We start from the raw sequence: 25,140 nt of genomic DNA on the forward strand, positions 1-25,140 counted from the left end.
TACTTTTCACGTTGTTTTTCGCTTTGGTAATGAGGATGGCCACGCTTTTAGCGTGGCCATTTTTTGCTAAAAAATAGCTTGTCTATAGCTTATCTAAGGAGCAGTGATGGCCATTGATTGGCAACCCTCGGCGTCGATTGAAACGCTCCGCGAGCGTGCGCGGTTAATGACCAAAGTGCGGGCGTTTTTTGACCAGCGTGACGTGTTGGAAGTGGAAACGCCGGTATTGGGGCAGGGGGGGAGCACGGATGTGCATCTGGTATCGCTTCATACCCTGGCTCGCACCGATAGAGGGCAGCGCCGTTTATGGCTCCAAACCTCGCCTGAATTCCATATGAAGCGGTTATTGGCGGCCGGTAGCGGACCGATATTTCAGCTCGCCAAAAGTTTTCGCGATGGTGAAATTGGGGCTCGCCACAATATCGAGTTCACCATGCTGGAGTGGTATCGGCCGCAGTTTACGCTGGATAAACTGGTCGATGAGACGGCTACTCTGGTCATGTCACTGCTCCCCAGTTTCCCTGGCCCAGTCGTACATTATCGTTACCGGGAGCTTTTTCATACCCACCTAGAGGTGGACCCCTTTACCACGTCGCTGGAAAAGTTGCGTTTGGTCGCCGCGGAGCGAGCGCAAATGTCTGCGCAATCCTTGGCCGGTGAAGATCGCGAGACCTGCCTTGACCTGCTTATGAGCGTGGTGATCGAGCCACAGTTAGGCCAGCATGAGCTAAGTGTTGTGGTTGATTATCCCGCAAGCCAGGCCGCTCTGGCGCAACGCCACCAGGATGTAGATGGTGAGTGGGTGGCTTCACGCTTCGAGCTCTACCTGAAAGGTGTTGAGCTGGCCAATGGTTACCAAGAGCTGACCGATGCCTCGGAGCAGCGAGTGCGGTTTACGGATGATAACGCTGAGCGCCGCCGCTTGGGCTTGCCGGAAGTGGATGTAGATGAGCGTCTGCTGGCCGCTCTAGAGCACGGTATGCCAGCTGGTGCGGGTGTCGCGCTGGGGATTGATCGCCTCATTCAACTGGCGCTAGGCAAAGCACGCCTGGAAGACGTGCTCGCCTTTTCTACGCCTCGCTGCTAAACCATCGGCTCGCTACTAGGGGGCGCATCGCTATCATAAGTCAGTTTATCAATGTGGCCCAGCGCTTGCCCCATGCTGACCATGGCACCCGTAGGATAGTCGTCAAAGACAACCGGTTTAGTGAAGCACATTACTACCGTGGAGCCGAGTTTGAAGCGGCCCATTTCGGCGCCCTTTTCCAGCGTGATAGGTTGCCCAAACTGCATGCGCTGAGGCTGTTCTGCAAGCGGTGTTACCTGGCCTGACCAGACGGTCTCTATGGCCGCTACAATCATTGCACCTACTAACACCATTGCCATGGGGCCGTGCTCGGTATCAAAGATGCACACCAGGCGCTCGTTACGAGCAAACAGGCCCGGCACATAGTTGGCGGTTGCCTGGTTGACCGAGAAGAGTCGACCGGGTACGTAGATCATTTCTCTTAATGTACCGGTCACCGGCATATGTACGCGGTGATAGTCCCGTGGAGAGAGGTAGACAGTGGCAAAACTGCCGCCGAGAAACTCTTCCGCCAGGGCCGTGTCGCCGCCCAGCAGGGTCTGGGCAGAGTAGGTGTGGCCCTTGGCTTGCACCAGTTGGCCGGCCTGCAGGCGCCCGTATTGGGAGAGCGTGCCATCGGCAGGGCTCAATATTCCTTCGCCTAATGGGCGCGCATCGGCTTTTAACGCCCGGGTAAAGAAGTCATTGAACGTTGCATAGGCGCTAGGATCGGGTTCCAAGGCCTGGCTCATGTCGACATTAAAGCGTTTGATAAAGGCGTTAATCAGGGTGTTTTTTACCCAGCGGTTATCGCACTGGCCGAATTTACCCGTCAGGCGCGATAGCGCATGTTGGGGTAAGGGGTATTGAAGTAGCGAAAAGGCTTTTTGGGAAAGAGTCACAGTTATATTTTCACTTCTCTATCGGGGTGTCGTCGCGGTTGCCCCATTCGCCCCAGGAACCCGCGTAGCCACGTATATTAAAGCCTAGCGCCTTGCCCACCAGCCAGGTAAAGCTGCTGCGGTGGTGGCTCTGGCAATGGGTAGCGATTTCCATATCGGGGGTCAGGCCCAGGGCGCCAAGTTCGGTGATCAGCTCGGCGTAATCGCGAATGCGCAGTGCGCGCTGTCGGTCCATGGCGTGGAGCCAGTCCATATTAACGGCACCGGGAATGTGCCCCAGGTGCTTATTGTTGCCTCGGACGCCATCGTACTCATCTTTGGAGCGCGCATCCCACACCGCGAAGTGTTTATCGTCGAGCTTCCCTTTGATCTCTTCAAACGTGATCAAGGCATTGGGGTTGAGGATTTCAGCGTGATACTCACTTTGGGTGGGGGCGGTAGGCTCGGTGCTCTCTTCCAGGCCTGCATCGCGCCAGGCGTGTATGCCGCCATTCAAATAGGAGTAACGCGTATGGCCGATGAGCTCTAACGTCCATAAAAGACGTGCCGCCCAGCCACCGCCTTCGTCATCGTAGGCCACCACGTGGGTGTCGCGGGTTAGACCTAAGGCGCTGAACAGACGTGAAAGCGCCTCAACGCTAGGAACATCACTCGGCACCGGCCCTTCACCGCGCATTAAATAGCGAAAGTCGAGGAAGATGGCGCCGGGCACATGGCCCTGACGGTAGCTGTCGCCATTGACCGGCACCTCAATGATCAGCAGCTGTGGGTCATCTAAATGCGCCTGCAGCTGTTCCGGTTCAATAATCAGCGGTAAAAGGTTAGCTTCCGACGATTGGCTTTCAATACTCATGGGTAACTCCTATCAACGTTAGCTATCCAAACTATCAAGAATCCGTCGATAGCTGGCAAAGCGTGCTGGATGAATCTTGCCTGCCTCGACCGCTGCGAGTAAAGCGCAACCGGGCTCATTGCGGTGACGACAATCACGAAAACGGCAGTAACCAATATAGTCGTGAAACTCAATGAAACCGTCGGTGACTTCCTGCTCGTTGAGGTGCACCAAGCCAAACTCGCGAATACCCGGTGAGTCGATGACATCGCCATCGGCCACGTCAGCTCGGCTCATGGTATAGAGACGTGCCGTGGTGGTGGTATGAGTACCCTTGCGGGAGTCTTCCGAGAGCGCGCCAATACGCAGGTTTTCATCCGGTAGCAGCAGGTCGATTAGCGAGGATTTGCCCACGCCGCTTTGACCAACGAATACGGAGGTACGCCCTTCAAGCTGGCTGCGCAACTCATCCAGCCCGGTGTCTGTAGCAGTGGTAGTACGCACGACGGGATAGCCCAAATCGCGATAGCGCTCCAGCAGTTTACCGAGTTCGCCGCCATCTTCTGGTAGCAAGTCGGTTTTATTGAGTACCAGCACTGGCGCAATGCCGGTAGCCTCGGCGGCGACCAGGTAGCGGTCAATAAGGTTGGCGTGAGGAGCAGGCTCTACCGCAAACACGATCAACAGCTGATCAATATTGGCGGCCACCGGTTTGAGCAGGCCGCGAGCATCGGGGCGCTTCAGCACGCTGTCGCGCTCTTCCCTGGCCACCACCACGCCAGAGCCTTCTTGCCCGGCGCGCCATATCACGCGGTCGCCGGTAACCAGACCATCCAGATTGGCGCGTAAGTGACAGCGCACCGGTTCATTATCGCTATTGCGCACCTCTAGGGTGCGTCCAAAGTGAGCAACGACACGGCCCGGCTGTTCGGCGCCGTATTCGCCAGCGGCGAGTTTTTCAGCGTCTTGCACATCACGCTTTTCAGCACGCTGGGCACGTTCCGCCTGGACTTTCTCGACTCGCCACTGCTGCTGGCGACTTAATTTACGTTTGCTCATGACCACCTGATGATCGTTACAATAGACGCCATTGTACCTACCAAGTGGGCAAGCTGTCCTGTATAGCTGCTTGGTAGGCCTATTTAAGGCACACTGGCACGATATAAATGACCATTTAGGCAAAGGGATAACGGTAATGAGCAACGAAACGACGGATTCAGCGGCGCCACGTAATGATCTGCTGGTATGGATTGACCTAGAGATGACCGGTTTAGATCCAAATAAAGAGCGCATCATTGAAGTAGCCACACTCATTACTGATGCCGATCTGAATGTGGTAGCGGAAGGGCCGGTCATTGCGGTGAAACAGCCCGATAGCCTGCTGGCGCAGATGGACGATTGGAACCAGAAAACCCACGGCGAGTCGGGATTAGTCGCCCGGGTGAAAGCAAGCCAATTGGAAACTGCCGAAGCTGAGCAGCAAACGCTGGCGTTTCTGCAGCAGTACGCAGTGGCCGGATCGTCACCCATGTGTGGCAACAGCATCCACCAGGATCGGCGTTTTCTTGAGCGTGAAATGCCTGCGCTGCTCAACTTTTTCCACTACCGCAATCTTGATGTGTCTACCATAAAAGAAGTGGCCAAACGCTGGAATCCAGGCGCCTTGGCGGGCTTTAGTAAACAGAATGTTCACCTGGCGATGGATGATATTAAAGAGTCGATTGCTGAACTGGCTCACTACCGTAATACGTTTTTGCGCGTTGAGCAGCGCAGCGACGAAGAAGAGTAAAGCGGTTAAGACATATCGGTGGCAATGCGCCTGCCGCGCTTGAGGCGCTGTTCCTCAAGCGCCCAGGCGACGTGTTCACGCACCAGTTCGCTTGGGTAGGCTCGGCGCGCCCATAGCGCGGCTTCCACGGCCTCGCTCCAAGGGGCGTTTCCTAGGCCTACGGCGATATTGCGCAGCCAGCGCTCGTAGCCAATGCGCCGAATAGGGCTGCCAGCGGTTTTATCCAGGAACTCCGCCTCGCCCCAGGCAAACAGGCTGATTAGCGTAGCGCGATCTAAATCATGGCGCGGCGCAAAGTCATCTTCCTGGGTCATGCGGGTAAAGCGGGTAAAAGGGCATACCAGTTGGCAATCGTCGCAGCCGTAAATACGGTTGCCCATGGCGCGGCGAAACTCAACCGGTATGGCGCCGTGTAGTTCGATAGTGAGATACGAAATGCACTTGCGCGAGTCGACCACCTTATCATCAACAATAGCGCCGGTGGGGCAGGCGGTGCGGCAAGCGCTGCAGCTGCCGCAGTGCTCTTGCTCAAATGGCGCATCGATAGGTAGGGGAAGATCAGTATAGAGTTCGCCCAGAAAAAACAGCGAGCCCGCTTTGGGGTTAAGCAGCATGGCATTTTTGCCGAACCAGCCAAGCCCGGCTTTTTGGGCCAGCGCGCGCTCCATTACCGGTGCTGAGTCGACAAAAGCGCGGTAACCAAATTCGCCTACTTCTTGCTCAATATTTTTTGCTAATTGGGCTAACCGTTTACGCATTAGCTTGTGATAATCGCGCCCTAGGGCGTAACGCGATACATAGGCGCGGTTGGGCTGGCCCAGTACCTTGGTGCTTTCCACTTCAGCGGGCAGATAATCCATGCGTACGCTGATAATGCGCTGAGTGCCGGGTTCAAGCTCTGCGGGGCGAGTGCGCTTGCTGCCATGCTTGGCCATAAAGCCCATCTCGCCGTGGTAGTCATTTTCCAGCCACGCGTCGAGATGGCTTTCATGGGCCGACAATTCAGTGTCAGTAATGCCGACTTGCTGAAAGCCCAGCTCTCGCCCCCAGGTTTTAATCAGGTCGGCAAGGCGAGCAAGTTTTTGGTCAGTCATTGCACTATCAGAACGTGCAAAGGCAGTGGAATTAGACATAGTCAATCAACAGCAAGGCATTAAGCGCGCTATGCTAACGCATCAGCAGCCATCAAAACATGTGAAAGGAGAGATCGTGACGATCCCGAATACTTCCATGCTACGCCCTCTATATAAAGCCGCCCAGGTGCGCGAGCTCGACCGGCGCACCATTGCCGGTGGTATCGATGGTTTTGCATTGATGCAGCGCGCCGCCTCAAGCGCTTGGCACAGCTTTCGTTCACGCTGGCCTCAGGCGCGCAGCTTAACCGTCATGTGTGGAAGTGGTAATAACGGGGGTGACGGTCATGTGCTGGCAGCGCTGGCTATGCAGTCTGGCCTCAAAGTGCAGCGAGTGACGCTGAAGCCTCTTGATGAGCTAAGCGGAGACGCAGCCCGCGCTGCACAATTGGCAACCTCCGCGGGCGTAGGTTGCGAAGAGTGGGAAGCCAACACTGTATTGACGGGCGAAGTCATTATTGATGCCTTGTTAGGCACCGGTTTGACGGGCGAGGTAGAGGGCCGGTTTCGGCGTGCCATCGAAATGATCAATGCTGCTCAGAGGCCGGTACTGGCAATTGATATTCCCTCGGGATTGGTTGCTGATACCGGCGCCGCGCCAGGACTTGCCGTTAAGGCTGCCTGCACGGTGACCTTTATTGGCGATAAGATCGGTTTGCATACTGGTGATGCACCCGCTTATACCGGTGAGATCGACTTTCGCCCACTAGGTGTTAAAGCTCAGGCATATTTTGATATTCCAGCCACCGCTTGGCGGCTGGATGATTCGCTCTTAGCGGATGCCTTTGCTCCCCGGCTGCGCACGAGCCATAAAGGTTCGATGGGGCATGTACTGGTGATGGGCGGTGCTCCCGGCTTTGGCGGTGCGGCGCTACTGGCCAGCCAGGCCGCTGCGCGGATGGGGGCGGGTAAGGTGAGCTTGGCGACGGCCCCTGAGCATGTCGCCGCGAGTTTGGTACGCTGCCCGGAAGTAATGGTCCACAGCGTGCGCGGTGGCGCTGAAGCGGCTGAGCTACCTGCGATGGTCGATGTGGTCGTGGTAGGTCCGGGGCTTGGTCAGGCGGCCTGGGGGCAGGCCGTTTTACAGAGTGCTCTGCAGTCAGACGCGCCGTTGGTAGTAGATGCTGATGGGCTGAATCTTTTAGCACGCCAGTGGCCAGATGTTCGGCGCGATAATTGGATATTAACGCCGCATCCTGGTGAAGCAGCGCGGCTATTGGGCTGTTCCGTGGCGGATATTCAGGCCGATCGACCCGCCGCTGCCCAGGCACTGCAGCGGGCACGTGGCGGCGTGGTGGTTTTGAAAGGCGCTGGTAGCTTGATTGCTGGCCCCACTGGTTTAGTGGTGTGCCCCTACGGGAATCCAGGCATGGCTAGCGGTGGCATGGGCGATGTGCTCAGTGGCATGCTGGGTGCATTGATGGCGCAGCGCGGAGATGTGGAGTTCAGTGCGTGGCTAGCCACGATGGTGCACGCGTTAGCGGCTGATCGAGCAGCACAACAAGAAGGCGAGCGTGGCCTGCTGGCGAGTGATCTGGCATCCTATGCGCGAATATTGATTAATCCGTGAAGGCAGCCCACATGCAGGTGAAATTAGACAACGAAGAGGCTCAGGTCGCGTTTGGCGAAGCGCTAGGGCTGGTATTACAAGGTCGTGGGTTGATCTACCTGGAAGGTGAGTTAGGCGCCGGTAAGACCACGTTAACACGGGGTGTTCTACGGGCTTACGGCCATCAAGGGGCGGTGAAAAGCCCCACCTATACGCTGATAGAGCCCTACGAACTGGGTTCTCAGCGCGTGTATCATTTAGATCTGTATCGTTTGTCAGATCCAGAAGAGCTTGAGTTTATCGGCGGTCGCGATGTATTAGCCGACGATGCGCTGTGTATTATTGAGTGGCCCAGCCGCGGGGAAGGGTGGTTGCCAACGCCCGACCTTCGCCTTGTTTTGACAGTCGCTGCTCAAGGCCGTTTGGCCTCTTTAACGGCTTGCAGTGATTTGGGCTCGCGTATACTGGCATTGCTACAGCGCCAGGTCCGTGAAGCAAGCCAAGTCGGTGAAACAAGTGAGATCCGTGAAGAAAGTAAGATAAGCGACGATCAGTTGGAGAATGGTGTGATTCAATGGAAATGAAGGCCGCGGCGGCTCGTGTATTGCGTTTATTAGCCGTTAGTTTTTTTGCCCTTGTGGCGGTTGATGTGCAAGCGTCGAGCGTAGAAAGCATGCGCTTGTGGGCGGCGCCTGATCATGCGCGTCTGGTATTTGACCTGTCTGCGGCCACCAACGCCAATGTGTTTTCGTTGCAGAATCCTGCGCGTTTAGTGATTGATTTAGACGATACGCAAATGGACACCGACCCGAGCACGCTGCCGCTGCATGACAGTGCCATTACCTCAGTGCGAACTGGTAAGCGGGAGGGCGGCGGTTTACGCGTAGTGCTTGAGCTTAATCGAGCTATAGAGCCGCGCCATTTTACCCTGACGCCTAATGATCAGTATGGGCATCGCTTGGTAGTTGATCTCGAGTATCCGGGTGAAAGTGCCGTTGAGAATCCCATTGACCCTATCGAGGCGATGATTCGTGAGCAGGAGATTCAGGCGCAGCGTGCCTCGACTCAAGCTCAACTGCCTGGCAGTGTAGAGCCACCCCGTAATGAAGCGCCGGCGGCCGTGCAGGAAGCCAAGCCGCATCCGCGTAGAGATATTATTATTGCGGTTGATGCTGGGCACGGTGGGGAAGACCCAGGCGCCATTGGGCCTTCAGGCACGCGTGAAAAAGATGTGGTGCTGGAAATCGCCCGCCGTTTAGCCTCGGAGGTTAACGGCACCGAAGGTTTTAAAGCCGTGCTGGTTCGTGATGGCGACTATTATCTGGGGCTTCGTCAACGTACCGCCTTGGCTCGTGAGCAAAAAGCCGACTTTTTTGTCTCGGTGCACGCCGACGCCTTTACTAGCCCTCGCCCTCAAGGCAGCTCGGTTTATGCGCTCTCTCAACGTGGTGCTACCTCGGAAACCGCCCAGTGGCTGGCGGATAGTGAAAACCGTTCCGACTTGATCGGCGGCGTCGATGGTAGCTTGTCGCTGCGAGACAAAGACCAGGTGCTGCGTGGCGTACTTTTAGATCTCACCATGACCGCGACGTTGAATGATTCGCTCTCTATCGGCGGGCAAGTGCTGGAACAATTAGGACGAGTGAATCGGTTGCATAAATCACGAGTGGAACAGGCCGGGTTTATGGTACTGAAGTCTCCTGATATTCCTTCGCTATTGATTGAGGTGGGCTTTATATCCAACCCTGACGAAGAGCGTCGCCTGCGCGATCCGGTTCATCAGGGAGGGCTTTCCCAGGCTATTTTCAGTGGCTTGCGCGAGCACTTCCAGCGTTACCCGCCGCCCGCCAGTTTGCTTGCCTGGCAGCGCGATAATCAACGTAGTCCTGCGGGTAATGAATACCGTATCCAGTCGGGCGATACCCTGTCGGCGATTGCTGTACGTCACGGTGTGCCGGTTAATCAATTGAAGCAGGCCAATGATATTAATGGTGATGTGATACGGGTTGGCCAAGTGTTACAAATTCCCCGTTCATGAAAAATCGTTCTTGAGGTGTCGTGTTGACTGAGATGACCGCAGCTGAGCCGCGAATTCATGTGCTCGACCCACGTTTGGCCAATCAGATTGCCGCTGGCGAGGTGGTTGAGCGCCCCTCGTCGGTGACAAAAGAGCTGATTGAAAACGCCATTGATGCGGGTAGCCAGCGCATTGAAGTAGAAATTGAGCAGGGCGGAACGCGGCTTATTAAGGTGCGTGATGATGGCATTGGTATCGGCGAAGAGGATTTGCCGCTAGCTCTGGCGCGTCATGCCACCAGTAAGATTGGCAGCCTCGAAGACCTGGAAGGCGTTAGCTCGTTAGGTTTCAGGGGGGAGGCGCTGGCCTCGATCAGCTCTGTTTCCCGGCTTGAGCTGATCTCCAACGCTGAGGAAGACCCTCGTCATGGCTGGCGGGTGGTCGCGGAAGGGCGAGGAATGGATGCCCGAGTGACGCCTGCGCCGCACCCTCGAGGTACCAGCGTTGGCGTGCGCGATCTGTTTTTTAACACTCCCGCTCGTCGCAAGTTTCTACGTACCGAAAAGACCGAATTTGCGCATGTTGAAGAGGCGTTTCGCCGCCAGGCGCTATCGCGCTACGACATCGCCTGGGTATTGCGCCACAACCAAAAAGTGATTCATCAACTTCCTCCTGGACACTCGGCGGCAGCTCGCGAGCGGCGAATTGCCTCGCTGCTAGGTAAAAACTTTATTGAGCACGCCCGCTATATCGAACGCGAAGCGGGTGGTTTGCGACTAAGTGGTTGGGTGGGACTGCCGACTCACTCCCGCTCTCAGGCTGATCAACAATACTTTTTCGTTAATGGCCGAGTGGTGCGTGACCGCTTGGTGGCCCATGCGGTGCGTCAGGCGTATCGCGATGTGCTGTTTAACGGTCGGCATCCGGTGTTTGTGCTCTATCTGGAGCTTGATCCGGATGTAGTGGACGTCAATGTTCACCCTACCAAGCATGAAGTCCGTTTTCGCGACGGCCGTATGGTGCACGATTTTCTGTACTCCAGCCTGCATCACTGCTTGGCGTCCTCTAAGCCTGCAGAAAGCGGTGACGAAAATAGCGACGAAGAGGCGAATGGTGTCGTTGCTTCTCAGCAGCTAGAGCGTGGTCAGCCGCCCCAGGTAGGTGCGGAGGCATGTGAAAACGTCGAGCAGCCTCGCTGGCAGCAGCAGGGCATTGCGCTGACTCACTCTCCGGATCGCCATCCTGGTGCTGAGCGCGTACGCCGCTTTATGCAAGGGTATCAGGCGCTCCACCCCAATCACGAAGAGACGCTGTTAACGCCGCAGGTTGGCGTGGCGAGTGAAGGCGAATACGAAGTGCGGGAAGCGCCGCTGGCGATGCCTGATAACGACCCCACAGTGGCGCCGCCGCTTGGGTTTGCGCTGGGGCAGCTGCACGGTATTTATATTCTGGCCCAGAACGATCAGGGGTTGGTGGTGGTGGATATGCATGCCGCCCATGAGCGAATTGTCTATGAGCGTATGAAAACACAGCTAGCGGCTGCTAAAGGATTAGATGCCCAGCCGCTGCTAGTGCCGGTTTCTATCGCCGCTAGTCGGGCAGAAGTGGCGACGGCTGAGAGTGAGCAAGCGGCTATCGCCAAGCTGGGCATTGAGCTGGATGTTGCCGGACCGGAAACGCTGCTGGTGCGCCAGTTGCCAGCGTTGCTCTCCCAGGCGGACCCTGAGGCTTTAGTGCGACAAATGCTAGAGGAGTTGGCGCGCTATGGGCGCACTCATCAGGTCGAAGCGCGGCTGCATGAGCTACTCTCTACCATGGCGTGCCATGGCAGCGTGCGTGCTAATCGGCGGCTTACGATCGAAGAAATGAACGCGCTGCTGCGCGACATGGAGCGCACTGAGCGCAGTGATCAGTGCAATCATGGCCGGCCCACCTGGACGCAGATGGGGCTAAAAGCGCTTGATCGGCTGTTCTTAAGAGGCCAATAGCAGCACGATCGAAAATTTAATTTCTGATAAATATTGGAGCACTACCCGCGCATGGCTGATACGCGCCCTTGGGCAATTTTTTTGATGGGCCCGACAGCGGCCGGGAAAACCGATACCGCGATGGCGTTGCATGAGCGCTTAGGGCATGAACTGATCAGCGTTGATTCAGCTATGGTGTATCGCGGTATGGATATTGGTAGCGCCAAACCTAGTGCCGCTGAACTTGCTCGTGCACCCCATCACCTGATTGATATCCGCGACCCGGCTGAGCCCTATTCAGCGGCTGACTTCCGTGAAGATGCGATAAAACTGATGCGACAAATCAGCGCGGCGGGCCGGGTTCCTCTGTTGGTCGGCGGTACCATGCTTTATTACAAGCGGCTGATAGAGGGTGTGGCCAATTTGCCTTCTGCTGATCCGATCATTCGCCAACAACTTGAAACGCAATGGCAATATGAGGGACTGGAGTCGCTGCATAAACGGTTGGCCGAGGTGGATGCAGTTTCTGCTCAGCGTATCCATCCCAATGATCCTCAGCGCTTAATACGTGCGCTAGAAGTATATTATGCCAGCGGACGGCCAATGAGTGAGTTATGGGCGGAGCAACAGCCTGAAACCTTTCCATGGCGCGTGTTGTCGATAGCGTTGGCGCCTAGTGATCGTGCCCTTTTGCATCAACGTATCGCTAAGCGCTTTGAACTAATGATGGATGAGGGCTTGATAAATGAAGTCACTGCCCTCAAAAAGCGTAATGACTTACATTTAGGCCTACCGGCGATGAAGAGTGTTGGTTATCGTCAAGTGTGGGAGTACCTGGAAGGTGAGTATGATTACGCCACGCTTGTTGAGCGGGGCATAATCGCGACTCGCCAGCTCGCAAAGCGTCAGCTAACGTGGTTAAGAAGCTGGCCATCGCTTGAATGGGTAGATTCGCAGCGCCCTGACGCGCTTGATAAGGTGTTGAAACTCGTGCGTGAAAGCGGTGCTTAGCGTAAGATAGTTCTTCAAGATAGTAATTTAGTAAGCGTATGTTTTCGAATGGTCACTTGGCCTTTTCGGCAACATTAGGCCTTTCGGGCAAAAAGATTGCGGCGTAGCACTAGTAGGGCACGCCATTTGATAATTAACCCCAACGACAGTTTTAGGGAGAGCAACATGTCCAAAGGGCAGTCCCTTCAAGACCCGTACTTGAACATTCTGCGCAAAGAGCGCATTCCGGTCTCCATCTTTTTGGTCAACGGCATTAAGCTTCAGGGCCAGATCGAATCGTTTGACCAGTTTGTTATCTTGTTGCGCAATACCGTCAGTCAGATGGTTTATAAACACGCTATTTCTACGGTGGTTCCGTCTCGTAACGTACGCTTGCCTGCGCAAGACCCGGCAGAGCAAGACGCGGAGATTTAACACCGCTGGATAAGCAAGAGATTCCACGAGGTATTGATTGTTTTTCGAACGCCCAGACGCCGGTGAAACGGCAGTTCTTGTTCATGTCGATTTCCATGATGAGCAAAAACGTGAAGACCCGGGTGAGTTTCTAGAGCTCGTGCGCTCTGCGGGTGCAGAGCCTGCGACTCTACTCACTGCCAGCCGCCACCGGCCTGACTCACGCACATTTATTGGGTCAGGAAAGCTGGAAGAGTTGCGGGCACTGCTCGCGGCTCACGCGGCAGAATTGGTGATCTTCAACCACAGCTTAAGTCCCTCTCAAGAGCGCAATGTTGAGCAAGAGCTCAAGTGCCGAGTGCTTGACCGTACCGGTCTTATTCTCGATATTTTTGCGCAGCGGGCAAGAACGCATGAAGGTAAGCTGCAAGTAGAGCTTGCTCAACTTGAATATATGTCGACTCGCCTAGTGCGCGGGTGGACGCACCTTGAGCGCCAAAAAGGCGGGATTGGCCTGCGCGGCCCGGGTGAAACTCAGCTTGAAACTGACCGACGCCTGCTGCGTGGACGGATTAAATCGATTCACAAGCGGCTGGATAAAGTGCGTAGCCAGCGCGACCAGAATCGTCGCGCCCGTGCTCGCGCTGAAATCCACAGTGTATCGCTGGTGGGCTATACCAACGCGGGTAAATCGACGTTATTCAACGCGTTAACTAACTCTGATGTTTACGCCGCTGATCAGCTGTTTGCCACACTAGACCCAACGCTGCGGCGGCTTGAAATTGAAGACGTCGGGCCTGTGGTAATGGCGGACACCGTCGGGTTTATCCGTCATTTACCGCACAAGTTGGTCGAGGCGTTTCAAGCGACGCTTCAAGAGGCTTCAGAAGCGTCGCTGCTGGTACACGTGATTGATGCAGCAGATCCTGACCGCGAATTAAATGTGGAGCAGGTGGAGCTAGTGCTAAAAGAGATTGGTGCAGATGATGTGCCAGTGCTCAAAGTCATGAATAAAATTGATAAGCTCGACAGCGCGCCGCGTATTGAACGTGATGGTCATGGTGTGCCAGAGGTGGTTTGGCTCTCAGCGCAGCAGGGCCAGGGGCTTGAATTACTTCATGAAGCACTGACCGAACGCTTAGCAAACGATGTGATTGGCTTCTCGCTGACACTTAACCCTGAGCAAGGTAAGCTGCGTGCTGGTCTTCACGAACTAAATGCAGTTCGTGAGGAAGCTTTTGATGAGCAGGGGCATTCGGTGCTAGATGTGCGTTTGCCGCGGCGCGATTTTAATCAGTTGATGGCTCAATTAGGCGAGCGTGCCAATACTTATTTACCGGTAGCGTTACAAGAATCCGATGAGTGGTAGGCTACTCATTACGAATCTTAAAGCACTGCTTGTATTCTGCTTTGTATAAAAATGGTACAAGGTTTATAGAGCAATAATATCAAAACGCGATGCTATCGTTTAAAACGCTGGCATTTGCGTTAGCGAATACCTTAGTGGAGACGAAGTATGGCCTGGAATGAGCCTGGTGGTGGCAACCAGCACGACCCTTGGAGTAGTGGCGGCCGACGCGGTGGAAATGATAATGATGGAAACCGTGGCAGTAATAATGGTGGCAACAACGGCAATAAAGGAGGCGGTAACCAAGGTCCTCCTGATCTGGATGAAGCGCTGAAAAAATTTCAGGATAAGCTCAACAGTATGCTGGGTGGCGGTAAAAAAGGCGGCAGTAAAAAAAGCGATGGTGGTGGCGGTAGCGGTAAAAGCCGTAATCCTTTCGCTTTGCCTGGCTTACTGATTATTGTTGCGCTGGCGATTTGGGCTGCGATGGGCTTTTACTTAGTCGATCAATCCGAGCGTGGTGTTGTGCTTCGTTTTGGCGAGTTCCAGGGCATTGTAGAACCCGGCCTGCAGTGGAATCCGCCGTTGATTGATGATGTGCGGATGGTGAATGTGACGCGCGTGCGGTCATTGACTCAAACGCAGTCCATGCTGACCCGCGACGAAAACATCGTTGAAGTGGAAATTTCAGCACAGTACCAAGTCGCTAATCCCCGTGATTTCGTTCTAAACGTACGTGATCCCGCTATCTCTATTGAGAATGCGTTGGACTCGGCGCTGCGTCACGTGGTTGGCGGTACTGATATGATCGATATCCTGACCTCGGGTCGTGAGATTCTGGGTAGCTCTGTTTCTAGTCGTCTCCAGTCCTATCTCGATAACTATGGTGCTGGTATTCGATTACAAACCATCAACATTGAGTCGACGTCTGCGCCTGCGCCGGTAATTGATGCCTTTGATGACGTTATCCGTGCCCGTGAAGATCGCCAGCGTACGATCAACGAAGGTATGGCTTACGCCAATGCGATTATCCCGGCTGCCCAGGGTCAGGCCCAGCGTGTGGTTGAACAGGGCCAGGGTTACCGTGAGTCGGTGGTTGCTGAAGCACAGGGTCAAGCCAACCGCTTTAACTCGCTACTCTCCGAGTACGGTAATGCGCCGGATATCATGCGCGAGCGTATGTATCTAGACACTATGGAAGATGTGTTTAGTAATTCGCCGAAAGTGCTGCTGGATGTGAGCGAAAACGCCCCCTTAATGTATCTCCCGCTGGATCAAATGCGCGGCGGTACTAGTGGTAATCGCAGCAATTCATCGTCTGGCAATAGCGAGAATAGCAGTGATGAGCAGTTGGACGCGGATGTGCTTGAGCGGCTACGCAGTACCCAGAGTAGCTCATCAACGAATACCAATAGTAGTAACTCCATCCGCAGGGAGGGCCGGTAAATGATTAATAATCGATCCCTGCTGATTGTTGGTGGTCTGGCTGCCGTGGCGTGGCTGGCGAGCAACACTCTGTACGTGGTAGACGAAACTGAACGTGCCGTTAAGCTGCGTTTTGGTGAAGTCATCGAAGAGAATATTCAGCCTGGTTTGCACGCAAAAGTGCCGATCGCGCAAACGATTCGTAAGTTTGATACGCGTTTGCTGACGCTGGATACCGATACTAGCCGTTATCTGACGCTTGAGCAGAAAGCGGTAATCGTTGACTCCTACGTTAAGTGGCAAGTTATTAACCCAACGCGCTACTACGAGGCGACCGCTGGCGATGAGTTGATGGCTATTCGCCTGATTCAACCGCGCGTGGATGAAAGCCTGCGTAATGAATTTGGTCGTTTGAATCTTCAGGAAATCATCGCTGAACGACGTGATGACCTGATGACCGGCCCCACCGCCGAGCTCGATGAGCTAATGCGTGAAGAGCTAGGTGTGGCTATCCGCGATATTCGTATTAAGCGGATCGACCTGCCTGAAGACGTCTCGGCAGCTGTTTTTGACCGTATGCGCTCCGAGCGTGAGCGTGAAGCTCGCGAGTGGCGTGCTCAAGGTCAGGAAGAGGCTGAGCGTATTCGGGCCAACGCAGATCGTCGCCGCCAGGTGTTGCTTGCTCAAGCCAATGAGCGCTCCGAAACACTGCGTGGTGAAGGTGATGCCCAGGCTGCTGCGATCTTCTCTGAGGCGTATGGCCAGAATCAGGAGTTCTTCTCCTTCTGGCGCAGCCTAGAAGCTTATCGCGAAAGCTTTGCTGACGATGGCAATCTGATGGTGCTGGAGCCGAATAGCGATTTCTTCCGCTATTTGCGTAACCCAGAGCCGGAAGGTAGCGACAGCGAGTAAGTCGCTTTTGGCCGGTGCACCTCGTCTCGTCATTCCTAGGGCTTGGCGGGGTTTATCCGGCCAATAAACGTGATAGAATTTATCAACCGGGCGTCGCCCGGTTTTTTTGTGGCCCTCATTTAACGCTGGCGTCGGCAATCATATTGCTTCGTTACTGCTTGAGTTTGTTGGGCCTTCATCGTCTTGCAGGATTGTTCACATGACCATCGCTGACCGCTGGCTACTGCCCGACGGCATGGATGAGGTGCTTCCGCCTCAGGCAAGCCGCATGGAAGAGCTGCGCCGCGCGCTGCTCGATCTTTACCATTGCTGGGGCTATGACCAAGTAATGCCGCCGCCGGTGGAGTTTCTGGACTCCTTGTTAACAGGTACGGGTACAGATCTCGATCTGCAGACCTTTAAGCTGACCGACCAGCTAACCGGCCGCATGATGGGTGCCTCCGCTGACGTAACGCCGCAAGTGGCGCGTATGGATGCCCATTCGCTTAAGCGACAGGGCCCAGTGCGCCTTTGTTATTGCACCAACGTATTGCGTGCAAAGGCGGATCAGCACCAAGGCGGGCGTAGCCCCGTGCAGGTAGGCGCTGAACTGTTTGGCCATGCCGGGCTTGAGGCTGACAGTGAAATTATTCACTTGGCGCTGGCCAGTATGAAAGCGGCCGGCGCTCAGGAGATCCACTTAGCGCTTGGGCACATCGGTATTTACCGCAGCCTAGTTGAAGCAGCAGCGCTCAGTGATGAGCAGGAAAGCGCGCTATTTGAAGCGCTGGCGCTAAAATCACCTACGCAATTAGCACAGCTTGTAGACGCTAGTGTTAGTGACCCGGCATTAGCGGATATGCTGTTGGCGCTTGGTGAGCTGCATGGCGGAGCGGATATTTTAAGCCAGGCGCGCGAGCGTTTTGCGGGCGCTCCTGCCTCAGTCACGGCGGCATTGGATCAGTTGGATGCGCTCTATCAAGGCGTATTGGCGCGCTTTGATGTGTCGCTCTACTTTGACTTGGCTGAGTTGCGTGGCTATCAATACCATACCGGTATGATGTTTGCCGCCTACGTGCCGGGCTATGGGCATGCGCTTGCTAAAGGCGGGCGTTATGACGATACAGGGCGTGCCTTTGGTCGTGCTCGCCCCGCTACCGGTTTCTCGATGGATCTTAAACAACTGGCGTCGTTGGCGCTGGCTGCCCCGAGTCGCGGTAGTATTTGGGCACCCGCCCAGCAGGAGGAGTCGCTCAACGCTGCCATTGTTGCACTGCGTGAGCAAGGGGAACGCGTGATTCAAGCGCTGCCTGGGCAGCGTACTGGGCCGGCGGAGCATGAATGTGACCGCCGTCTTGAGCTTATCAATGGTCGTTGGCAGCCAACGGCCCTGACACAAGAGACGAGTGCATCATAATGGGTAAGAATGTCGTAGTGCTGGGCACCCAATGGGGTGACGAGGGCAAAGGTAAGATTGTTGACCTGTTGACTGAATCAGCATCCGCCGTGGTGCGTTTCCAAGGTGGTCACAATGCTGGCCATACGCTGGTCATCGACGGTGAAAAAACCGTTCTTCACCTGATTCCTTCCGGCGTTTTGCGTCCAGGCAAAACCTGCGTGATTGGTAATGGCGTGGTGCTTTCACCTGAAGCGCTGATCAAAGAGATCCGTGAGCTGGAAGCCAAAGGCGTACCGGTACGTGAGCGCCTGCGTCTTTCACCCGCTTGTCCGCTGATCCTGCCTTACCATGTGCGCCTGGATCAGGCCCGTGAAAAGGCCCGGGGCATCGCTAAAATTGGCACCACCGGCCGTGGCATTGGTCCCGCTTACGAAGATAAAGTGGCCCGCCGTGGCCTGCGCTTAGGCGATATGCTTCATCGCGAGCGCTTTGCTTCCAAGCTGGGCGAAGTGCTCGACTACCACAACTTCGTGTTGGTGAATTACCACGGCGAACCGGCGGTCGACTTCCAGGAAGTGCTGGATACTGCAATGCAGATGGCTGAAGAGCTGCGCCCAATGGTCTGCGACACTGTCAGCATGGTGCACGACCTCCGTAAAGCTGGTGAGAACATCCTGTTTGAAGGTGCTCAAGGCTCGCTGCTGGATATCGACCACGGTACCTACCCGTACGTAACCAGCTCAAACACCACTGCAGGTGGCACGGCCACAGGCTCTGGCGTCGGCCCGCTTTATTTGGATTACGTGCTGGGCATTACTAAGGCATATACCACTCGCGTTGGCTCAGGCCCATTCCCCACTGAGCTATTTGACGTTGATGGCCGCCACCTTGCCGAGCGTGGTCATGAGTTTGGTGCCACGACTGGCCGTGCACGCCGCTGCGGTTGGTTTGACGCCGTGGCCCTGCGTCACGCGGTGCAGATCAACTCGGTCTCCGGCATCTGCCTGACCAAGCTGGATGTACTGGATGGGTTGGAAAATATCCGCGTCTGCGTTGGCTATCGCAGTAAAGATGGCGACGTATTGGATAACCCTGTGGATTCAGAAGGCTACGAAGCCGTCGAACCGCTTTATCAGGATTTACCTGGCTGGAAAGAGTCCACGTTGGGCGCTAAACAGGTCGAAGATTTGCCTGCCAATGCCCGCGCCTACATCAGCTTCCTTGAAGAGCAGGTGGGTACAAGTATCGATATCATTTCTACTGGTCCAGACCGTATGGAAACCATCGTGCTGCGTAACCCGTTCGATAGTTAATAACGGTTCAAGCTGGCTATTGATGAGCAGATGAGCAAAAGGGGCAACGGAGTTGCCCCTTTTCTGTATGTATCAGCTTATATTTAAAAGTCGATGCCACGGCGCGCTTGTAAGCCGTTATTGAAGGCATGACGAACCTCCTGCATTTCGGTCACCGTATCGGCCATGGCGACTAGCTCGCGATGGGCATTTCTTCCCGTAATAATCACCGTCTGTTCCGTCGGGCGTTTCTCCAGCGCTTGTTTAACGGTTTCAATGTCCAAGTAACCAAACTTGAGCATATAGGTAATCTCATCAAGCACCACCAGATAGATCTCTGGGTCCGCTAACATACGCTCGGCGTCTTTCCATACTGCGTGGCACGCCTCTGTGTCCGCTTGGCGATTCTGGGTGTCCCAGGTAAAGCCGGTGGCCATTATCGCTACCTCAAGATTGGTATCTTCCTCCAATCGGTTACGTTCGCCGCACTCCCAGAGACCTTTAATAAACTGCACCACGCCAACTTTATAGCCATAACCCAAGGCACGGGTGACCGTCCCCCAGGCTGCGGTGGTTTTGCCTTTGCCGTTACCGGTGTTAACAATGATTAGGCCGCGCTGCTCGTCGGCACTGGCGACTTTCTCATCTACGCGTGCTTTCAACTTCTGCATGGAGGCTTTATGGCGGATCTCGCGGTCACTCATGATGTCTCCTGGGGGGTAACGTTTTTTAAGATGGCAAGAAGGTTATCGCGCTAGCCTAAGTCATCTAACAGGGGTTGAACATCTTTTTGAAGAGCTTAATGGATAACTTTTGTATAGATTTAGGTGGGCAATAATCAAGTTTTGGTTCAATAAAACATGCTTCAAAACCGAAAAGGACAAGAGATAAACAACAGAATTGGCCCCTAGGGGGCTGGCTGCTCTAGAATAGGTGGTCATGTCTTGTCAGGAATTACATCATGCCTTCATTTGATATTGTCTCAGAGTTCGATAAGCACGAAGGTGCTAACGCCGTTGATCAAGCCAACCGCGAAGTGCAGTCGCGTTTTGATTTTAAAGGCGTCGACGCCAGCTTCACTTTGGAAGGCGATAAAGTGCAGCTAGAGGCGGAAGTTGATTTCCAGCTTAAGCAAATGCTTGATGTGCTGCGAGCCCGTCTTATCGCCCGTGGCATTGATGCCCGCTGTATGGACGTTCAAGACCCGGTGCTTTCCGGTGTAAAAGCCCGCCAGGAAGTTGCTTTAAAGGAAGGGCTTGATGCGGCGGAAGCCAAAGATGTGGTTAAGCGCATCAAAGCCAGTAAGCTCAAAGTACAGGCACAAATTCAGGGTGAGAAGGTGCGGGTAACGGGTAAAAAGCGCGACGATTTACAAGCTGTTATGGCGTTGCTGCGGGGCGAAGAGGGGCCGGATTTGCCGCTCCAGTTTGATAACTTCCGCGACTAACTAGCAGGGCAGCGCCACTCGCCGCCGTCACCTGGTATTAACTATATAAATATTCGTTTTATACAGGAGTCACGCATTATGTCTGATCCGCAGCCGGTTTATTTAAGCGACTACCAGCCACCCGCTTACCGGGTAACTCATACCGAGCTGACGTTTGATCTTGACCCCGCCGCGACCCGTGTGAAAGCGCGACTGTTGATAGAGCGACATGCGAAGGCTGACGCGAATGCGCCGCTGGTGTTAAACGGCGAACATTTAAAGCTCATCTCCCTGTCGATCGATGCAACGCCGCTGAATGAATCCGCGTATCAAGTAGATGCAGAGACCCTAAGTATTGCCAATGTTCCAGAGCGGTTTGTGTTGGAGAGTGAGGTAGAGATCGCACCGCAAGAGAACACGGCGTTAGAAGGGCTTTATCAGTCCAACGGCATGTACTGTACTCAGTGCGAAGCCGAGGGTTTTCGACGTATTACCTTTTACCCCGACCGCCCAGATGTCATGGCGACCTTCAAGGTCACGGTGATCGGCGATCAGCAGCGTGAACCAGTATTACTGGCTAACGGTAACCCGTTAGAGCGCGGCGAGCTGGAAGGTGGTCGTCATTTCGTCACCTGGGAAGATCCGCATCCCAAACCCTGTTACCTATTCGCTCTAGTGGCAGGCAACCTGCATCGCGTAGAAGACCACTTCACCACCATGAGCGGTCGCGAGGTCACGCTGCAAATTTGGGTGGAGCAAGAGAACCTGGATAAGACCGAACATGCTATGGCCTCGTTGAAAAGGGCCATGGAGTGGGATGAGCAGGCTTATGGTCGTGAGTACGACCTGGATCTATTTATGATCGTGGCCGTCAATGATTTCAATATGGGGGCGATGGAGAATAAAGGCCTTAATATCTTTAACTCCGCCGCGGTGCTGACGCATCCCCATACCGCTACCGATACCGCCTTTCAGAATGTTGAAGGCATCGTCGCCCACGAATACTTTCATAACTGGTCAGGCAATCGTGTCACCTGTCGCGACTGGTTCCAGCTTTCGCTGAAAGAGGGCTTTACGGTCTTCCGTGATCAGTGCTTCTCGGCGGATACCAATTCAGCACCGGTTAAGCGCATCCAGGATGTCTCCTTTTTCCGCACGGCACAGTTTGCCGAAGATGCTGGTCCTACGGCGCATCCGATTCGCCCTGACCACTTTATTGAAATTACCAACTTCTACACCCTGACGATTTATGAGAAGGGGGCAGAAGTCGTACGCATGCTGCGTAATTTAGTGGGGGAAGAAAATTTCCGTCGCGGCTCAAACCTTTACTTTGAGCGATTCGATGGCCAAGCGGTGACGATTGAAGACTTTGTAGGCTGCATGGCGGAAACCTCCGGCGAGGATTTAAGCCAGTTTATGCGTTGGTACTCCCAGGCAGGTACGCCGGATATTGATGCTCACGGCGAGTATGACTATGTGCATGGCGAATATCATTTAACGTTGCGTCAGCGCACGCCCGCGACACCAGGCCAGCCGGATAAACTGCCGCTGCATATTCCAGTACGTATGGGGTTAGTCGGTACAAAATCAGGTCAAGACCTAACGTTAACCCTCAACGGCGAAAAAATAGGCAAAGATGCCGTTATTCACCTTCGTGATGATGAGCAGACCTTTGTCTTTACTGATGTCGCTGAAGCGCCGGTGCCGTCTTTACTACGTGAATTTTCAGCGCCCGTTAAGTTGCACTTCCCCTATTCACGAGAAGATCTTGCCTTTCTGTTGACCCATGACAGCGATGGCTTCAACCGCTGGGATGCTGGCCAGCGCTTGGCGCTGTTGGCGTTGGATGACCTAATTGCTGCTCACCGCAATAGTGTCGAGAAGGTGATGGACAGCCGTGTTGTTGATGCCTTTAAAACACTTCTGAACGGCCCAATGAGCGATAAGGCGGTATTAGCTGAAATGCTGACACTTCCTTCAGAAGCGTATATAGCGGAGCAGCAGCCAATTGTGGATGTCGACGCCATTCATGCGGCACGTGAATTTGTGCGCCAGTCGTTAGCCGTTGCTCTGCGCGATGAATTTATTGCCATCTACGAAGCCAATGTGACGGAAGAGACTTACGCGCCAACGCCAGAGCAAATTGCCCAGCGAAGCCTTAAAAACGTGGCGCTCTCCTATCTCATGTCGATCGAGGATGAGCAGGGCTTAGCGCTGTGCGAAAAGCAATTTGCCGCCGACCACAATATGACCGATGTACGTCAGGCTCTCACTTTACTGGTGCACAGCGATCGCGATGATTTGGCCTCACCAGCATTGAAATCATTTGGCGAAAAATGGGCGCATGACCCCTTAGTGATGGATCAGTGGTTCACCATTCAGGTCTCACGCCCGCAGGGAGATGTGCTTGAGCGCGTGAAGTACTTGATGCAACACCCCGCTTTTTCACTTAAGAATCCCAACAAAGTGCGTGCCCTCATTGGGGCGTTTGCCCAGAACCGAGTCAATTTCCACCGCTTAGATGGTCAGGGCTACCAGCTGTTGGCCGATGTGGTGATTGAACTCAACCAGCTGAATCCAGAAATTGCCGCGCGGCTTATCACGCCGCTAACGCGATGGCAGCGTTTTGATGAAACCCGCCAAGTATTAATGCGGTCTCAGCTAGAACGTATTAGGCAACAGCCGCTGTCTTCAAATGTGTATGAGGTGGTCGAGAAAGCATTGGCATAGGTACAGGCATGGTGGGCAAAAGCAGTTAACCAAGGAAAGGAACAACAACGGTGACAGATTCGCAGCAACACTATTTACTTATTATTAATGGTAAATCTGCCGGTAACCCGGCATTGCGTGAGGCAGTCAATGAACAACGCCAAGCAGGGATGCAAATTACTGTTCGAGCTACCTGGGAAGGGGGCGACGCTGCTGATATTGCTGAGCTATCTGACACCATGGGTATTACGCATGTGATTGCCTGCGGTGGCGATGGCACGGTTAGCGAAGTCATGAACGGGTTGATGCGTTTGCCCCATGACCGTCGGCCGGTATTAGGTATCGTGCCATTGGGCAGTGCTAATGATTTTGCCACCTCAGTTGGTTTGCCATTAGAGCCAGGCCCTGCTTTAGCCGCCGCAAGAGCGCTAAGTGCTTACCCCATTGATGTTGTACGTGTGACAGCTGGTGCGGGTGGTGAGTCCGCAACCAGCTACTATATCAATATGACGACCGGGGGATTTGGCGCTGAAATTACCTCATCAACGCCGAAAACCCTAAAGAGGCTATTGGGAGGCGGCGCGTATTCATTGATGGGCGCGCTCAAAGCATGGCGACACCGCAGCTATCGCGGCACGCTACATTGGGATGAAAAAGAGGAGAGTGCATCGCTACTGTTGCTAGCACTAGGCAATGGCCGCCAATCAGGCGGAGGGCAGGTGCTGGGGCCACGGGCCAAGCTTGATGATGGTCGTCTGGATGTGCTTCTGGTCAAGGACTTTAGTTCGGTGACAGAGCTGAGCAAGTTGATTAGCGAGCTGCAAAGCTTTCCCTCTGAGGGGCGATTTGTGCGCTATTTCACCACGACTCAACTAACGCTGACGACACAGGCGGGTGATCCGCCCTGGCCATTAACGCTGGATGGTGAGGCGCGCTGTTATGACCATTTCTGTGCCGAAGTAGTACCTCTAGCGTTGCGTGTGCTGTTACCAGAGGAGTGCCCCTTACTCTCTTCCAGCAACCGGCCTTAACTGGTTTCACTCAGATTTTAAACGTTATAAAGGAGAAGTATCTAATGGCCAATCGCGTGTGGATACCTGTAGTTGCCGCAATGGCTCTACTGCTGAGTGCCTGCGGTGACTCCCAGGAAGATCCCACCGTAACACCAGATGATAATTCTGAGGTGACGGATGATGAAGCAGTGCGCGAAGAGGAGTCGCCAGCAGCGGCTGAAAACGCGGCAGAAATGTCTAGCCCCGAAGAAGTAGAGGATGATATCGAGGCACAGCAAGCCGCTGAAGAACTTGAGCAAGCGGAAACTCTACGTGAAGGTAGTGACAGCCAAAATGGTGATAGTTCTGCTGATGCTGCGACGGTAGAGGCCGAAGAAGATACGCTGGCAGCCGACCCTGATGATGTGCTCGATGAGGAAAGCGCAATGCCGGGAGAAGCAACCCGTTCTGATGTCGATGAGATGATTGCCGAAACTGAACGCCGCTTTGAAGAAGCGGAAAAGCGACTTGAAGAGCAGTTTCAAGAAGTAGAGCAGCAGGCACCCACGTTAGAGCCAATGGAAAATGAAGATTTCTCGTCTAGCTGGGATGAAGATAGCAGCTTGCCAGAGCGAACGCCGTTGGAAGATAACCGCGAAGCTACCGACGTTGAGGCTTTGATCGAGGATACAGAGCGTCGCTTTGAAGAAGCGCAGCAGCGTCTTGAAGAGCAGTTTCAGGAATTGGAGAGTCGAGAGGCCGAGACTGGCCCAGCGATCGAGTCAGACGCGAGTGATAGTGATATAGGCGCTAGTGAGATGGATGAGCTTGATACCAGTGCAGATAGCCAAGCAGCTAACCGTAATCGTGAGGAATAAGAGTTAAGCTCAAGTCTGGTGTATGGGAGGAGGTAGGAAGGGTGGCGTATCCTGTTGATTGATCACGACCAAGATCTCAACCAACACGAGTGGATACGCCATGACCGATTCTACCCTCCGG

22 protein-coding genes are annotated in these 25,140 nt (G+C 54.4%); 17 read left to right on the top strand and 5 right to left on the bottom strand.

The features are described 5' to 3' along the window. Positions 1-106 precede the first annotated feature (106 nt). Positions 107-1,087, top strand: coding sequence for an EF-P lysine aminoacylase EpmA (gene epmA, locus V8L70_RS18800; protein WP_101146273.1), 981 nt, complete (start codon positions 107-109; stop codon positions 1,085-1,087). Here the strand turns inward: epmA and asd are convergent. The 3 genes from asd to rsgA are packed head-to-tail and all read right to left on the bottom strand — an operon-like array spanning position 1,084 to position 3,859. Then, a complete protein-coding gene (asd, locus tag V8L70_RS18805; RefSeq protein WP_101146272.1) occupies positions 1,084-1,968 on the bottom strand; it encodes an archaetidylserine decarboxylase in 885 nt (294 codons plus the stop codon). The genes epmA and asd overlap by 4 nt on opposite strands. Positions 1,969-1,978: 10 nt before the next feature. Beyond that, entirely contained in the window at positions 1,979-2,821 is an 843-nt protein-coding gene (locus V8L70_RS18810) for a sulfurtransferase (protein WP_101146271.1), read from the bottom strand. An 18-nt stretch (positions 2,822-2,839) separates the two neighbouring features. Further along, positions 2,840-3,859, bottom strand: coding sequence for a small ribosomal subunit biogenesis GTPase RsgA (gene rsgA, locus V8L70_RS18815; RefSeq protein WP_101146270.1), 1,020 nt, complete (start codon positions 3,857-3,859; stop codon positions 2,840-2,842). Between the two features lie 136 nt (positions 3,860-3,995). Between rsgA and orn the strand changes: the two genes are divergently transcribed. Then, positions 3,996-4,589, top strand: coding sequence for an oligoribonuclease (gene orn, locus V8L70_RS18820; RefSeq protein ID WP_101146269.1), 594 nt, complete (start codon positions 3,996-3,998; stop codon positions 4,587-4,589). 5 nt (positions 4,590-4,594) lie between these two features. On the opposite strand, the gene queG is transcribed toward orn, so the two are convergent. Next, entirely contained in the window at positions 4,595-5,722 is a 1,128-nt protein-coding gene (queG, locus tag V8L70_RS18825; RefSeq protein WP_431313235.1) for a tRNA epoxyqueuosine(34) reductase QueG, read from the bottom strand. Between the two features lie 97 nt (positions 5,723-5,819). Here queG and V8L70_RS18830 point away from each other — a divergent pair, with 97 nt between their 5' ends. The 11 genes from V8L70_RS18830 to V8L70_RS18880 all read left to right on the top strand — a co-directional run bounded on the left by V8L70_RS18830 (position 5,820) and on the right by V8L70_RS18880 (position 19,035). Next, on the top strand, positions 5,820-7,292 hold the full coding sequence (locus tag V8L70_RS18830) for an NAD(P)H-hydrate dehydratase (RefSeq protein ID WP_101146267.1): 1,473 nt from the start codon (positions 5,820-5,822) through the stop codon (positions 7,290-7,292). An 11-nt stretch (positions 7,293-7,303) separates the two neighbouring features. Continuing rightward, positions 7,304-7,855, top strand: coding sequence for a tRNA (adenosine(37)-N6)-threonylcarbamoyltransferase complex ATPase subunit type 1 TsaE (tsaE, locus tag V8L70_RS18835; RefSeq protein WP_101146266.1), 552 nt, complete (start codon positions 7,304-7,306; stop codon positions 7,853-7,855). Continuing rightward, positions 7,846-9,309 carry an N-acetylmuramoyl-L-alanine amidase gene (locus V8L70_RS18840; protein WP_008958616.1) on the top strand — a complete coding sequence of 488 codons (1,464 nt, stop codon included), beginning with the start codon at positions 7,846-7,848 and terminating at the stop codon, positions 9,307-9,309. Before tsaE ends, V8L70_RS18840 begins: the two co-directional genes overlap by 10 nt. A 32-nt stretch (positions 9,310-9,341) precedes the next feature. Then, positions 9,342-11,276, top strand: coding sequence for a DNA mismatch repair endonuclease MutL (gene mutL / locus V8L70_RS18845; RefSeq protein ID WP_101146265.1), 1,935 nt, complete (start codon positions 9,342-9,344; stop codon positions 11,274-11,276). A 51-nt stretch (positions 11,277-11,327) separates the two neighbouring features. Continuing rightward, the gene (miaA, locus tag V8L70_RS18850) at positions 11,328-12,266 is read left to right on the top strand and encodes a tRNA (adenosine(37)-N6)-dimethylallyltransferase MiaA (protein ID WP_101146264.1); all 939 of its coding nucleotides are present in this window, start codon (positions 11,328-11,330) and stop codon (positions 12,264-12,266) included. A 165-nt stretch (positions 12,267-12,431) separates the two neighbouring features. Then, complete coding sequence (gene hfq, locus V8L70_RS18855) at positions 12,432-12,680, top strand: RNA chaperone Hfq (protein ID WP_007114649.1); 249 nt, start codon at positions 12,432-12,434, stop codon at positions 12,678-12,680. 37 nt (positions 12,681-12,717) lie between these two features. Then, a complete protein-coding gene (gene hflX / locus V8L70_RS18860) occupies positions 12,718-14,028 on the top strand; it encodes a ribosome rescue GTPase HflX (RefSeq protein ID WP_101146263.1) in 1,311 nt (436 codons plus the stop codon). A gap of 147 nt (positions 14,029-14,175) precedes the next feature. Further along, a complete protein-coding gene (gene hflK / locus V8L70_RS18865; RefSeq protein WP_101146262.1) occupies positions 14,176-15,453 on the top strand; it encodes an FtsH protease activity modulator HflK in 1,278 nt (425 codons plus the stop codon). Next, entirely contained in the window at positions 15,454-16,344 is an 891-nt protein-coding gene (gene hflC / locus V8L70_RS18870) for a protease modulator HflC (protein ID WP_008958621.1), read from the top strand. It begins immediately after the preceding gene. A 199-nt stretch (positions 16,345-16,543) separates the two neighbouring features. Beyond that, positions 16,544-17,740, top strand: coding sequence for an ATP phosphoribosyltransferase regulatory subunit (locus V8L70_RS18875; protein ID WP_101146261.1), 1,197 nt, complete (start codon positions 16,544-16,546; stop codon positions 17,738-17,740). Further along, a complete protein-coding gene (locus V8L70_RS18880) occupies positions 17,740-19,035 on the top strand; it encodes an adenylosuccinate synthase (protein WP_101146260.1) in 1,296 nt (431 codons plus the stop codon). The genes V8L70_RS18875 and V8L70_RS18880 overlap by 1 nt, the downstream gene beginning before the upstream one ends. 83 nt (positions 19,036-19,118) lie before the next feature. Here the strand turns inward: V8L70_RS18880 and cobO are convergent, their stop codons facing one another. Continuing rightward, complete coding sequence (gene cobO, locus V8L70_RS18885) at positions 19,119-19,718, bottom strand: cob(I)yrinic acid a,c-diamide adenosyltransferase (protein WP_101146259.1); 600 nt, start codon at positions 19,716-19,718, stop codon at positions 19,119-19,121. A gap of 257 nt (positions 19,719-19,975) precedes the next feature. On the opposite strand from cobO, the gene V8L70_RS18890 reads away from it, so the two are divergent. From V8L70_RS18890 to V8L70_RS18905, 4 genes are all read left to right on the top strand, one after another. Continuing rightward, entirely contained in the window at positions 19,976-20,461 is a 486-nt protein-coding gene (locus V8L70_RS18890; protein WP_007114656.1) for a YajQ family cyclic di-GMP-binding protein, read from the top strand. A gap of 78 nt (positions 20,462-20,539) precedes the next feature. Further along, a complete protein-coding gene (pepN, locus tag V8L70_RS18895) occupies positions 20,540-23,170 on the top strand; it encodes an aminopeptidase N (RefSeq protein ID WP_101146258.1) in 2,631 nt (876 codons plus the stop codon). A gap of 50 nt (positions 23,171-23,220) precedes the next feature. Next, on the top strand, positions 23,221-24,180 hold the full coding sequence (yegS, locus tag V8L70_RS18900; RefSeq protein WP_101146257.1) for a lipid kinase YegS: 960 nt from the start codon (positions 23,221-23,223) through the stop codon (positions 24,178-24,180). 44 nt (positions 24,181-24,224) lie between these two features. Then, entirely contained in the window at positions 24,225-25,019 is a 795-nt protein-coding gene (locus V8L70_RS18905; protein WP_101146256.1) for a putative sodium/potassium/calcium exchanger, read from the top strand. Positions 25,020-25,140: the final 121 nt, after the last annotated feature.

It is taken from the genome of Vreelandella arctica, assembly GCF_037070215.1.
Lineage (GTDB): Bacteria > Pseudomonadota > Gammaproteobacteria > Pseudomonadales > Halomonadaceae > Vreelandella > Vreelandella arctica.